This window comes from Buttiauxella noackiae ATCC 51607, assembly GCF_001654865.1.
In the GTDB taxonomy this organism is placed as follows: domain Bacteria; phylum Pseudomonadota; class Gammaproteobacteria; order Enterobacterales; family Enterobacteriaceae; genus Buttiauxella; species Buttiauxella noackiae.
The window spans coordinates 20,101-32,297 of the sequence record NZ_LXEO01000016.1 but is presented as its reverse complement, the minus strand read 5'-3'; the positions used below and the strand labels follow the sequence as shown (position 1 = coordinate 32,297).

The window sequence follows — 12,197 nt, the reverse complement described above, 5'->3', positions numbered from 1 at the left end:
AGTCAGCAGGAGTGCAGCATGCAAACGGAAAATCCGTTTTATCACGTCAGTTTATTGCCGTATCAGGCCCCTCATTTTGACGACATCCAGGACAGCCACTATCGCACGGCGTTTGATGAAGCTAAACGTATTAAGCGCGAAGAAGTTGCGGCGATAGCGAATAACCCGGCTGAACCGACATTTGAAAACACCTATCTGGCGCTGGAAAAAACCGGGCAGATGTTAGGGCGAGTCACCAATGTCTTCTTTGCCATGACATCAGCGCACACTAACGATTATCTGCAACAGTTGGATGAAGAATTTGCCACTGAATTAGCAGAGCTTGCCGATGAAATGCGCCTTAATACCATGCTGTTTGAGCGTCTGGATAGCGTTTATCAACACCGCAACTCAGCAGGGCTTGATGAAGAGTCTCTGCGCCTGGTTGAAGTCGTCTGGCAGAGTTTTAGATTTTCGGGTGCAACGTTAAGTGATGAAAAAAAAGCACGTCTTAAGGTGCTGAATAAAGAAGCCGCCCAGCTTAGCAGCCAGTTTAATAATCGTCTGCATGCAGCGGATAAAGCCGCAGGACTGGTGGTTGATGATGTACAGCAACTGGCGGGTTTAACACCGGCAGAAATTGCCTCTGCGGCGCAACATGCCAGTGCTAAGGGCCTGAATGGAAAATACTTAATCCCATTACTTAATTTCACCCAGCAGCCCGCGCTGCAATCACTTCAAGACCGGCAGACGCGTGAGAAACTGTTTAAAGCGGGTTGGTATCGCACTGAGCAAAATGATGATAACGATACACGTGCTATCGTCTCGCGCCTGGCCACACTGCGTGCAGAACAGGCGCAATTGCTCGGTTTCGAAAATTACGCTGCCTGGAAAATTGCCGACCAAATGGCGGAAAAGCCGCAGGCTGCACTGGAATTTATGCGTGACATCGTGCCAGCTGCCACTGCACGCGCACAGCGTGAACTGGCTGATATTCAGCAGGTCATTGACGAACAACAGGGCGGATTTAAAGCCGAAGCCTGGGACTGGGCATTCTACGCAGAGCAAGTCAGACGTGCGAAATACGACCTTGATGAAGGGCAAATTAAGCCTTATTTCGAGTTAAACAATGTTCTAAGTGATGGCGTTTTTTGGGCAGCCAGCCAGCTATTTGGTCTGAATTTTGTCGAGCGCTTTGATATCCCTGTCTATCACGACGATGTGCGCGTGTGGGAAATCTTTGATAAAGACGGGCGCGGCATGGCGCTGTTCTATGGCGATTTCTTTGCTCGCGACAGTAAAGGTGGCGGAGCATGGATGGGTAACTTTGTTGAACAATCCACGCTGCTGGATAACGCTCCGGTGATTTATAACGTTTGCAACTACAACAAACCCGCAGCCGGTGAAGCTGCGCTTATCTCCTGGGATGATGTCGTTACGCTATTCCATGAATTTGGTCATACCCTACATGGGTTATTTGCCACCCAATGCTACGCGACACTTTCTGGTACTAATACACCGCGCGACTTCGTTGAGTTCCCTTCGCAAATCAATGAACACTGGGCGAGCCATCCCCAGGTGTTTGCGAACTACGCGCGCCATTATCAGACGGGTGAGGCGATGCCTGATGCGTTGAAAGAGAAGTTATTCCGTGCCGCACGCTTTAATAAAGGCTACGACATGACGGAGTTGCTTGCTGCAGCATTACTGGATATGAACTGGCACAGTTTACCGGCTGGCAGTACGGTTGAAGATGTGGCGCAGTTTGAAACGCAAGCGCTGGAAAGTGAGCACATTAATCTTCCAACCGTTCCTCCGCGTTATCGCAGCAGTTATTTCGCGCACATCTTTGGTGGCGGTTATGCGGCAGGTTATTACGCATATATCTGGACGCAAATGTTGGCTGATGACGGCTATCAATGGTTTGTGGAACAGGGCGGGTTGAATGCTCAAAACGGGCAGCGTTTCCGTGAGGCGATTTTGTCACGAGGTAACAGTCGGGAACTCAACGCGCTCTACAACGATTGGCGTGGACATGCACCTTACAGCGAACCCATGCAGGTTAATCGTGGTTTAAAAAGCTAAATATGAGCAAAGAGAATAAAAAATGCGCCATTCGGCGCATTTTTTATTGAACGCTAAACTAGCGCGGGAAAGTGCGAGGTTTACCCTCGTTATCAACAGCGACATAAATAAAAATGGCTTCTGTCGCTTTATAGCGCTGGCCAATTGGCTCAGACGAGACCTTTTTCACCCATACTTCCACATTAATGGTAATAGAGCTATTGCCGCGCTTGATGCAATTAGCATAGCAACACACTACATCGCCTACGGCGACAGGCTTAAGAAACGTCATCCCGTCAACACGGACAGTGACGACACGGCCATGAGCAATTTCTTTAGCCATAATCGCGCCACCCATATCCATTTGCGCCATCAACCAGCCGCCAAAGATATCACCGTTAGCGTTGGTGTCAGCGGGCATGGCTAAGGTGCGTAATACCAGTTCCCCTGCGGGAGTGTCTTGTTGCGTCATTTCACGTTCCAAAAAGTCATCATGGATTTAATCGTTGTTGAATTTGCTTAATATTTTTCGCTAAACGCTAATTTATCACATTTATGATTATTATGGCCTGCCGCCGCCCTTGGGCGCTCGGTCTTGAGCAATATGATGCGCGAAAAGCCCTAAGCACACAAAGCTAATAATCACATTAATAAACTGTCTACTATCCGCAACACTGTTGCACCCTATAAAGCACGTTGCCTCGTATTAACTAAAGCATCCTGCAACGTACTACGTGTTTTTATTATTTAGTGGGCGAATGTTTATATGAAAAAAACTCTTCTTTTGGCGGTTGTGATTACATGCGGGATCGGTTCGGCAATGGCGCAAAACGTGACTGTCGATGTGCCAAGCGGCTATAAAGTTGTGGTGGTACCGTCTTCAGTCACCGTTTCCCAGGCGATCAACGTCACTACCACACCACAGACCGTGTACGTTGCTCCCGCTCCGGCGCCTGTAGCAGCCTATCATCCACGTGCGCGCCATGTTGCAAGCGTAGCGGAAGGGATGGTGATCGAGCACCAATATGACGACCATCACTAATCGCAATTAAATGTATTACTGATAAAAATGCCCCGCTCAATTTGAGCGGGGCATTTTTATATTCAGAGGTAATCGCTGTTGATTTTAAACGCGGTTACTTCTCTTCCTGCGGCATGTGGCGATAAATGTAGACGCCACTTAGTAGGGTAAATACTAGCGTCGCAGCCGTCAGGCCAAACACTTTAAAATTGACCCATACGCTTTGTGGCAGCCAGAACGCAACATAAATATTCAGTGCACCGCAGACGATGAAAAACAACGCCCACGCGACGTTCAAACGTGACCACACGCTTTGCGGTAGAGAGATCTCTTTGCCCAACATACGTTGAATCAACGGTTTACCCATCACCAACTGGCTAATCAGTAATGCGGCAGCAAACAGGCCGTAGATCACGGTGACTTTCCATTTGATAAATTCATCATTATGGAAGAACAGCGTCAGGCCGCCGAAAACGGCCACCATCAGGAAGGTAATCAGCGCCATTTTTTCTAGCTTGCGGAATTTATACCAGCTATAGACCAGTGCAAAACCGGTGGCGACGATGAGAGCTCCGGAGGCCACATAAATGTCGTACATTTTATAGAATGCAAAGAAAACAATCAGGGGCAGGAAGTCGAGAAACTGCTTCATAATCTGTTCCGTAAAATGACTCCTGAGCCCTCAGTTCAAAGGTTCAGGAGTAAGTGAATGTTATTGGCGTACCAGCATATATAAACGGAATACGTAGATGAGCAACACCGCTGAAATCAGGTTGCTTATCGTATTTGCTATCACCCCGCCAACAGCAGGTGACAGTGCTGCAAATGAAGAGGCGAGCATCAGGAGTGCAGTTTTTGCCAGTAACCAGCTAATCACTGCAGGTGCAACGAGGCGCATATTTCCCCAGGCAAGACGCATACTGCCGCGCATCGACTGGAAAATCCCTACTTTATCCTGCACAACCATAACCGGCGCAAATGAAAGCAAAATTGCTAACAGTACGCCCGGTACCACAATCAGCATGATGCCGATTTGCACCAGGAAGGTTGTCAGGAACATCAAAATAAAGATTTTAGGCAACACTGGAGCCGACGTACCAATCGCACGCAACGCACTCACGCGCTGTCCGGCACTCACCATCTGAATTAAAACCAATACACTACCCGCAAGGATTGCATTGCCGATCAGACCCGCAAATGTCGACGCCGCAGAGGCTTTAAGTAACATTTGCTGCTGCTCAGGTGTCATGTTTTGCACAAGATCAAACAGCCCCATGCTATTCGATAAATTATCTCCCTCGCTAAGGATAGACATTTGCTCGTCGCTGGGTGAAAAGGCGTGACCGATCACAACCGAAATAAAGGCACAAAGTAAAGCGATCAGTAAGACAGTAACAAACTGATTGCGTAGAAAATTCCCCGTGTCACGGTACACAGAACCCGCCGTGATAGACATGCACTCTCCTTGATGTTGCTCGGTTAAAAAACAGCGGGAATTGTACCCTGGATGAAGGGCGCTGGCACCGACAAGATGCGCGCTATAAGTAAGTTACTGTCAATGTGAAAATTGATTTGGAGTAGACATTGCCGTTTTGCCAATAAGTGAACATAAAATAGACCAGAGGCAGACTTTGGGCTTGACGCCGCACAGCTGCGCTATAGCGAATATTTCGTTGTCTGCTCAGTTAACCGTCAGACGCAGGCATAAATTTTCGGGGTAGGGAGAAAAGTAGTTTTGCGTCAGCAGGTAGCTGTCAGGGTACTCGCCCAGATAATGATTCAACAGGGTGAGTGGGGCAAGGAGTGGTAACAGCCCATCACGGTAGTGAAGGATCACGTCGCGCAGCTCCCCACGTTGGCGAGTATTGAGTTGATTACGGAAGTAGCCCTGAATGTGCATGAGTACGTTAGTGTGATTTTTACGCGATGCAGGATTTTTCAGGATCGTCATTAGTTTTTCGCGATACTCAACGAAGAAAGTATCAAGATCTTCCCACTCGTGCAGCGAGGCGACGAAAGGCCCAATTTCCCTGTATCCTGGCTGGTGATGAGCTAGCAACTGGAGTTTATAGCGGCTGTGGAATTCCAGTAGTGCGCGGCGAGTCAGGCCGTTTTCACGCAGAGTATTGAGTTCGTGCAAGGCGAAGACTCGCTCGACAAAGTTTTCACGCAGGACCGGGTCGTGAAGGCGGCCATCCTCCTCAACGGGCAGCCACGGGAATTTTTCAAGCAGCGCACCGGTAAACAGACCCACTCCCTCTTTGCGTCCGCGATTCCCTTTTTCGTCATACAGCCGTACGCGCTCCATGCCACAGCTCGGTGATTTCGCGCAGACGATAAAGCCTGAAAGATTAGCCTGCTGTGGTAACCAGGAGTCAGCGAATTTGACCATTTTCTGGGTAACGTCATCATGAGGGGCATGGCTAAAACGCATGCGGATATCGCCTTCAGTAGTCTGGATCAGGCGCAACGCCGGGCGCGGAACGGGCAGGCCGATGGCCATCTCCGGGCAGATGGGTTTGAAGGTCACCCACTGAGATAACTCGTCCATGACAAAACCCATACGCTTATGACCGCCGTCAAATCTTACTGTTGAGCCGGTTAAACAGCCGCTGATCCCAATGATAGGTTTAGTGTGCATGGTGTAACCCTCTTATTGCTCTTTGCGGGTAAGTGGCGTATCGACGACGGATGGCATTGTGCGCATGAGTCTCCCCCTGGCTGTGGGGATGTTTTTTAATCGTATAATTAAACTTAGACAATTAAAAATATTTGTACAAGTTTAGAATGAAGTTGTTTTTATTTTTCAACAATATCAATTGATTACTCATGTCTGTTTTTGCTGTATTTAATGGGTTTTTTAAAAGACATGCCAGATACGCAACTTTTTACGGTTGCTTATCATGGAGAGGGAACGGGTGTGGGGAAACGGTTTTAGAGCGAAATAACGTCGAGCGAAACGACCTGTTGCTGCCAAATTGCGATCTGTTTTTTGCGGGCAGCGGTAACTTTACCGGTGGTGACCAGCAGCCAGTTCCGCTCAGGGAAGATCTCGGGTGCCAGCATGGCAGGCGGCACGGGGAGCACGTCAATACGCTGTCCTTGACCCGTACGTTTAAGCGCTTCGAGCCAGATTTCACATGGGTCGCTAAGGTGCCAGCCGGTGATCAGGTAATTATCTCCCGGCGCTTTTTTATCACCCTCGAGGCAAAATGAGGTATAGGAAATGATGATGCCATCCAGGACTTCACGCAACGTCATCATCGCGGGGATGTTTGCCGAGACTTTACTGCGCAGCGGTCGCAGGACTTCGGTGACTATCTCGGGGCGCGGATACTCGCGGCCTGAATCGTAAATCTGCTGACGCAAAGATTCGATTTTTCCCTCTTTCAACTTCTGCAACATGCTCTCCTGAAGGGTGAGCCAGTTGTTTGTGCGGCGTGCTTCCGGACGGGCCAACAAGGGCTTCACCTGGCTGACAGGGACACCCTTTTTCACCCAGTCGAGAATTTTAAGCGCCTGCTGGACATCGTCATCACTATACAGGCGGTGCCCGCCATCGGTGCGCAACGGTTTGATTAAACCATAACGACGCTGCCAGGCGCGTAGTGTGGTTGCGTTTATCCCGCAAAGCCGGGCAAATTCACCGATGGAATAGGGCATAAAGTACACCTGATGACAAAGATTAATCTCAATATACTACGAATATTTGCTGCCTGAATGAAGAGCAGGGTGTTTGCACTACACTTTACTTCCAACCGCGTAGATGAAAGGAGGTCTTATGAAGCTATGGCCCGTTGTAACCGGTGTTGCGATCGCACTGACACTGGTTGCTTGTAAATCTCCCACGCCACCGAAAGGCGTTCAACCAATAACTAACTTTGATGCCAACCGCTACCTTGGCAAATGGTACGAAGTCGCTCGCCTTGAAAATCGATTCGAACGCGGACTTGAGCAGGTAACAGCTACCTATGGCACGCGCCGCGATGGCGGTATCAGCGTGCTCAATCGTGGATATGATCCGATTAAAAACAAATGGAATGAGAGTGAAGGGAAAGCCTCATTTACCGGTGCGCCTACAACAGCCGCGCTGAAGGTTTCATTCTTTGGTCCGTTCTACGGCGGCTATAACGTGATACGGCTTGATGATAATTACCAGTACGCACTGGTGAGTGGGCCGAACCGTGACTATTTGTGGATACTGTCGCGTACGCCAACCATTCCGGATGCGGTGAAGCAAGATTACCTGAACACCGCGCGCAGTCTTGGCTTTCAGGTCGATCAGCTAGTGTGGGTGAAACAATAAATTACCTGGAGTAGATAGTAATATTCAAAACACTCTTGCTCTGATGCTCTATTCAAATAAGGCCACCTGTTCGGTGGCCTTAAACAATTTGTTTCCAGGGTTATCTTATTTGTACAAACAAAGTGCTCACTCAATAAGATCTATCAGTGAAGTTCAAGTCTAACTAACTCCATCGGGCAGAACACCCCTTCACAACCTTCGATTTCAACACATTCAGAACGACGAATTTGCTCGGCTGATTTACCTTCGCCGTGAATGGTCTTAATGACACCAGTCAGACCTTTATTGAACACCATAACACGGCTGCCAGTTGTAATAGCGTTACGGTAGCAATCATAGGTCAACATCATCATTCCTCCTTTTTTGTTGTATTGAGACGAGATGATTTAACGGCAAATAAATAGATCTTCACGGGCAAATATGTTTTGAGCTAAATCAAAATTTTCTAAATTTTAGATGCTCAAGAAAAGACCAAAGTAGATTAGCTAAACAAAATATTTTCACCACCAGACAAATGGCCAGCACTGCAGTGCTGGCCATTTTCGCTCTTGATGCTGAATAACGTTACCTGTACCAGATCATGTCTTGCTACGGATCAAACGACATAAAAGGTGTGACTTTAAGCAAAATGCGAAAAATTAATCCAGATCATTAAATGTTAAATTATCCAATGAAGTGTGATCGATGCCAGATCACTTTGTACCCAATAATGGGTATATTCAGCCCGCTTTATAAAACCATAACAAGGAGAGGGCTATGAAAAAATTATCTGTGGCGTTACTCGCATTTACCTGTTTGTCTGGTGAAGTGCTGGCGCATCAACAAGGTGAATTCTTCATGCGTGCGGGTTCTGCAACCGTGCGCCCAACGGAAGGTTCTGACAATGTGCTTGGCATGGGCGGTTTTAGCGTCAGCAACAATACCCAACTGGGACTGACATTTGACTATATGGTGACCGATAACATCGGCATTGAGTTGCTCGCGGCTACACCTTTTCGCCATCGCGTTGGTTTAGGCCCGACAGGTGATCTGGCTACCGTTCGCCAATTGCCACCAACGCTGATGGCACAGTGGTACTTTGGTGATGCGAAAAGCAAAGTGCGTCCATATATTGGTGCCGGCATTAACTACACCACCTTTTTTGATACCGACTTTAACCAGACCGGCAAAGATGCTGGCTTAACCGATCTTAGCGTGAAAGATTCATGGGGGGCGGCGGGGCAAGTCGGGCTGGATTACATGGTTAATGATAACTGGCTGTTGAACATGTCCGTCTGGTATATGGATATCGATACCGAAGTGAAGTTTAAAGCCGGTGGTGAAGAGCAGAATATCAAAACGCGGATCGACCCGTGGGTATTTATGTTCTCGGCAGGTTATCGCTTCTGATATTAAGAGAATGTCGGATGCCGCAAGGCGATATCCGACATTTATTTCAGCCTAAAATTAAGCTTAAGCTGTGCGTGTCGCAGCTTTCAAACTCTGAACAAACGCTTTCAGCTCACTTAACATCACATCAGGCTTATCCAGATTCTTCTCGATAATTTTCACGATGGCAGAACCAGAAATCGCCCCCGCTGCACCTGCGCTGATGGCATCTTTAACTTGTGAAGGTTCGGAAATCCCAAAGCCCTGCAATGACGGTGCGGCACCAAACTCTGTCAATTTCTCTACCAGATGATGAAGCGGCAATTGCGCGCGCGTTTCGGCGCCCGTTACACCGGCACGAGATAACAGGTAGGTATAACCGCGGCCGTGGGTAGCAATTTCACGCAGCAGCGCATCATCAGCATTCGGCGGGCAAATGAAGATAGGCGCGACATTGTGGCGCATTGCTGCCTGGCGGAATGGCGCAGACTCTTCGATTGGCACATCGGCAATTAACACCGAATCGACACCGACTTTGGCACACAGCGCGTAAAACTCGTCTATGCCGCGGTTATAAACCAGGTTGGCATACATCAGCAGGCCAATCGGAATGGTCGGGTGTTTCTGGCGAATCGCTGCCAGCATTTCAAAGCACTGCGTTGGTGTAACGCCTGCGGCAAAGGCACGCAGTGCCGCATTCTGAATGGTCGGGCCATCGGCTAACGGATCGGAGAAGGGAATGCCCAGCTCCAGCGCATCGGCACCCGCTTCAATCAGCGCGTCGATAATCTTTAGCGATTGCTCCGGAGATGGGTCGCCAAGTGTTACGAAAGGAACAAAAGCGCCTTCCTTACGAGCTTGCAATTGTTCGAATGCGTGTTGATAACGTTCCATTAGATTTCCCCTCGCGCTTTCAAAATGTCGTGAACGGTGAAGATGTCTTTGTCACCACGGCCGGAGAGGTTTACCACCAGCAGCTGTTCTTTTTCTGGATTTTCTTTGATCATTTTCAGCGCGTGCGCCAGTGCATGGGACGATTCCAGGGCCGGGATAATGCCTTCACTGCGACACAACGTTTTGAATGCTTCAAGCGCTTCGTCATCGGTGATGGACACATAATCGGCACGGCCAATGCTGTTCAGGTGCGCATGCTGTGGGCCTACAGACGGGAAATCCAGACCGGCAGAAATAGAATAAGATTCTTCAATCTGGCCTTCGTCAGTTTGCATCATCGGGGATTTCATCCCGAAATAGATGCCAACACGACCATGTTTCAACGGTGCGCCGTGCTCGCCGCTTTCAATACCGTGCCCGGCTGGCTCAACACCAATCAGGCCAACTTTTGTATCGTTGATAAAGTCTGCAAACATACCGATGGCATTGGAACCACCGCCCACACAGGCGATCACGGCATCCGGCAGACGGCCTTCTTTTTCGAGGATCTGCGCTTTGGTTTCTTCACCGATCATGCGCTGGAACTCACGCACGATGGTCGGGAATGGATGCGGGCCTGCTGCGGTGCCGAGCATATAGTGCGCGGTGTCATAGCTGCCAGACCAGTCACGCAATGCTTCGTTACAGGCATCTTTCAGCGTGGCGGAGCCGCTATGTACTGGAATCACTTCAGCACCCATCAGGCGCATGCGGAACACGTTCGGCGACTGACGCTCCACGTCTTTTGCACCCATATAGATGCGGCATTTCAGCCCGAGCAGGGCGCTGGCTAATGCTGATGCCACACCATGTTGACCGGCACCTGTTTCGGCGATGATTTCAGTTTTTCCCATTTTCTTAGCAAGCAAAGCCTGACCGAGAACCTGGTTGGTTTTGTGTGCGCCGCCGTGCAGTAGATCTTCACGTTTCAAATACAAGGTGGTTTTGGTGCCAGCTGTCAGGTTACGGCATTTGGTCAGTGCAGTTGGGCGGCCTGCGTAGTTTTTCAGCAAGTCATTAAATTCAGCCTGAAACTCAGCATCGCTTTGCGCGGCAACAAACGCTTCTTCTAACTGACGCAGCGCAGGCATCAGGATTTGTGGCACGTACATGCCACCAAACTCACCGAAATAGGGATTAAGTAAAGTCATGATATTTTCCTTAGTAAGCCCGCAGCGTCTGGAAGACGGCTGCCAGCTTGTTAGCATCTTTAATACCCGGTGCGCTTTCGACACCTGAGTTGAAATCTAAACCTATGCAGCCTGTTGTTGCTGCTTCGACGCAATTATCTGCACCCAGTCCGCCAGCCAGAATGACGTTTTCCAGATTCTGACCTGCCAGGAGGGACCAATCAAAACGCTGGCCGCTGCCGCCCTGGCCGTTGTCGAAGAGGTATTTGTCGACGTGGTTTAAATCACGCGCCGGTAAACTCTCTTTCACGCTCAGGGTTTTCCAGATTTGCACGTTCGCCGGAAGTATTGCGCGTAGCTCGTCGATATATGCCTGATTCTCATCACCATGCAGTTGCACAGCAGACAAAGTGAATTTTTCGGCTTTCTGTACTACTTCACTCACCGGAGTGTTGCGGAACACACCAGCAAATTTCAGTGGGGCTGCGGCAATCACCGATGCGGCGGTTTCCTCGCTAACAAAGCGCGGTGAGGATGGCACGAAGATCAGGCCGCCATAGATAGCACCTGCTTCATATGCAGTGCGGGCATCTTGTGGACGTGTCAGACCACATACTTTGTTTTCGCCTAACGTCACACGGCGCACCGCTGCGTTCAGATCGTCCTCGCCCATCAAGGCTGAACCAATCAAGAAGCCATTAGCGTAGTGGCTAAGTTCGCGGATTTGCCCGTAGTTGCTGATGCCAGACTCGCTGATAACTGTCACACCGTGTCCCAAACGTGGCGCTAATTGGCGCGTACGGTTCAGATCGATGGACAAATCACGCAAGTCACGGTTATTGATACCGACAACTTTAGCGCCCAGGGTGATTGCGCGCTCGAGCTCTTCTTCATTGCTCACTTCGGTCAGCACGCCCATATTCAGGCTATGTGCCACAGCGGCAAGCTGACGGTACTGCTCGTCGTTAAGAACAGACAACATCAACAGACAAGCATCGGCCTGATAAAAACGGGCCAGGTGAATCTGATACGAGTCGATAATAAAGTCTTTGCACAATACTGGCTGCGTGACGATGTTGCTGACGATAGGCAGGAAATCGAAGCTGCCCTGGAAATATTTTTCATCAGTCAGTACTGAAATAGCGGAAGCGTAATGTTTATAAACATTCGCAATACGCGCCGGGTCGAAATCATCACGAATCACGCCTTTAGATGGAGAGGCTTTTTTGCACTCCAGAATGAAGGCGGTACGGGCACCTTGCAGTGCGTGATAGAAGTTACGTGTCGCCGGTACAATGTTGTTCTGGAAACTTGCCAAGGGTTGCTGTTGCTTACGCGCTTCAACCCAAATCGCCTTATCATCGACGATCTTCTTTAATACGGTGTCCTGCATGAC

General features: G+C 49.3%; 13 protein-coding genes. 4 read left to right on the top strand and 9 right to left on the bottom strand.

Going from position 1 to position 12,197, the window contains the following annotated elements:
- Nucleotides 1–18 precede the first annotated feature (18 nt).
- Nucleotides 19–2,064, top strand: a complete 2,046-nt coding sequence (gene dcp, locus M979_RS07230; protein ID WP_064554283.1) for a peptidyl-dipeptidase Dcp — start codon at nucleotides 19–21, stop codon at nucleotides 2,062–2,064.
- Between the two features lie 58 nt (nucleotides 2,065–2,122).
- On the opposite strand, the gene yciA is transcribed toward dcp, so the two are convergent.
- The gene (gene yciA, locus M979_RS07225; RefSeq protein ID WP_034455413.1) at nucleotides 2,123–2,515 is read right to left on the bottom strand and encodes an acyl-CoA thioester hydrolase YciA; all 393 of its coding nucleotides are present in this window, start codon (nucleotides 2,513–2,515) and stop codon (nucleotides 2,123–2,125) included.
- Nucleotides 2,516–2,809: 294 nt separating this feature from the next.
- Here yciA and M979_RS07220 point away from each other — a divergent pair, with 294 nt between their 5' ends.
- A complete protein-coding gene (locus tag M979_RS07220; RefSeq protein WP_064554282.1) occupies nucleotides 2,810–3,085 on the top strand; it encodes a hypothetical protein in 276 nt (91 codons plus the stop codon).
- Between the two features lie 94 nt (nucleotides 3,086–3,179).
- On the opposite strand, the gene M979_RS07215 is transcribed toward M979_RS07220, so the two are convergent.
- From M979_RS07215 to M979_RS07200, 4 genes are all read right to left on the bottom strand, one after another.
- Nucleotides 3,180–3,716, bottom strand: coding sequence for a septation protein A (locus M979_RS07215; protein WP_034455415.1), 537 nt, complete (start codon nucleotides 3,714–3,716; stop codon nucleotides 3,180–3,182).
- Between the two features lie 60 nt (nucleotides 3,717–3,776).
- Entirely contained in the window at nucleotides 3,777–4,520 is a 744-nt protein-coding gene (locus M979_RS07210; protein ID WP_034455416.1) for a YciC family protein, read from the bottom strand.
- Between the two features lie 225 nt (nucleotides 4,521–4,745).
- On the bottom strand, nucleotides 4,746–5,705 hold the full coding sequence (locus tag M979_RS07205) for a YbgA family protein (protein WP_064554281.1): 960 nt from the start codon (nucleotides 5,703–5,705) through the stop codon (nucleotides 4,746–4,748).
- A 293-nt stretch (nucleotides 5,706–5,998) separates the two neighbouring features.
- Nucleotides 5,999–6,727 (bottom strand): MerR family transcriptional regulator, encoded by a 729-nt coding sequence (locus M979_RS07200; protein WP_064554280.1) that lies wholly within the window; start codon nucleotides 6,725–6,727, stop codon nucleotides 5,999–6,001.
- A gap of 118 nt (nucleotides 6,728–6,845) precedes the next feature.
- Between M979_RS07200 and M979_RS07195 the strand changes: the two genes are divergently transcribed.
- Nucleotides 6,846–7,370 (top strand): lipocalin family protein, encoded by a 525-nt coding sequence (locus tag M979_RS07195; RefSeq protein WP_064554279.1) that lies wholly within the window; start codon nucleotides 6,846–6,848, stop codon nucleotides 7,368–7,370.
- A gap of 143 nt (nucleotides 7,371–7,513) precedes the next feature.
- On the opposite strand, the gene ydfZ is transcribed toward M979_RS07195, so the two are convergent.
- Nucleotides 7,514–7,717: a putative selenium delivery protein YdfZ gene (gene ydfZ, locus M979_RS07190; protein ID WP_034457048.1), complete on the bottom strand. Its 204-nt coding sequence runs from the start codon at nucleotides 7,715–7,717 to the stop codon at nucleotides 7,514–7,516.
- Nucleotides 7,718–8,126: 409 nt separating this feature from the next.
- On the opposite strand from ydfZ, the gene ompW reads away from it, so the two are divergent.
- Nucleotides 8,127–8,759, top strand: a complete 633-nt coding sequence (ompW, locus tag M979_RS07185; protein WP_064554278.1) for an outer membrane protein OmpW — start codon at nucleotides 8,127–8,129, stop codon at nucleotides 8,757–8,759.
- A 63-nt stretch (nucleotides 8,760–8,822) separates the two neighbouring features.
- Here the strand turns inward: ompW and trpA are convergent, their stop codons facing one another.
- Genes trpA through trpCF form a run of 3 tightly spaced genes read right to left on the bottom strand, consistent with a single transcriptional unit; the run spans nucleotide 8,823 to nucleotide 12,194 of the window.
- On the bottom strand, nucleotides 8,823–9,632 hold the full coding sequence (gene trpA / locus M979_RS07180) for a tryptophan synthase subunit alpha (RefSeq protein WP_034455421.1): 810 nt from the start codon (nucleotides 9,630–9,632) through the stop codon (nucleotides 8,823–8,825).
- Nucleotides 9,632–10,825 carry a tryptophan synthase subunit beta gene (gene trpB / locus M979_RS07175; RefSeq protein ID WP_064554311.1) on the bottom strand — a complete coding sequence of 398 codons (1,194 nt, stop codon included), beginning with the start codon at nucleotides 10,823–10,825 and terminating at the stop codon, nucleotides 9,632–9,634. Before trpB ends, trpA begins: the two co-directional genes overlap by 1 nt.
- A gap of 7 nt (nucleotides 10,826–10,832) precedes the next feature.
- Nucleotides 10,833–12,194: a bifunctional indole-3-glycerol-phosphate synthase TrpC/phosphoribosylanthranilate isomerase TrpF gene (trpCF, locus tag M979_RS07170; RefSeq protein WP_064554277.1), complete on the bottom strand. Its 1,362-nt coding sequence runs from the start codon at nucleotides 12,192–12,194 to the stop codon at nucleotides 10,833–10,835.
- Nucleotides 12,195–12,197 lie beyond the last annotated feature (3 nt).

Coding starts and splice junctions, on each gene's coding strand:
- M979_RS07220 (WP_064554282.1), top strand. CDS start 2,810: ATGAAAAAAACTCTTCTTTTGGCGGTTGTGATTACATGCGGGATCGGT.
- M979_RS07215 (WP_034455415.1), bottom strand. CDS start 3,716: ATGAAGCAGTTTCTCGACTTCCTGCCCCTGATTGTTTTCTTTGCATTC.
- ydfZ (WP_034457048.1), bottom strand. CDS start 7,717: ATGTTGACCTATGATTGCTACCGTAACGCTATTACAACTGGCAGCCGT.
- M979_RS07205 (WP_064554281.1), bottom strand. CDS start 5,705: ATGCACACTAAACCTATCATTGGGATCAGCGGCTGTTTAACCGGCTCA.
- dcp (WP_064554283.1), top strand. CDS start 19: ATGCAAACGGAAAATCCGTTTTATCACGTCAGTTTATTGCCGTATCAG.
- M979_RS07200 (WP_064554280.1), bottom strand. CDS start 6,727: ATGCCCTATTCCATCGGTGAATTTGCCCGGCTTTGCGGGATAAACGCA.
- M979_RS07195 (WP_064554279.1), top strand. CDS start 6,846: ATGAAGCTATGGCCCGTTGTAACCGGTGTTGCGATCGCACTGACACTG.
- M979_RS07210 (WP_034455416.1), bottom strand. CDS start 4,520: ATGTCTATCACGGCGGGTTCTGTGTACCGTGACACGGGGAATTTTCTA.
- trpA (WP_034455421.1), bottom strand. CDS start 9,632: ATGGAACGTTATCAACACGCATTCGAACAATTGCAAGCTCGTAAGGAA.
- ompW (WP_064554278.1), top strand. CDS start 8,127: ATGAAAAAATTATCTGTGGCGTTACTCGCATTTACCTGTTTGTCTGGT.
- yciA (WP_034455413.1), bottom strand. CDS start 2,515: ATGACGCAACAAGACACTCCCGCAGGGGAACTGGTATTACGCACCTTA.
- trpCF (WP_064554277.1), bottom strand. CDS start 12,194: ATGCAGGACACCGTATTAAAGAAGATCGTCGATGATAAGGCGATTTGG.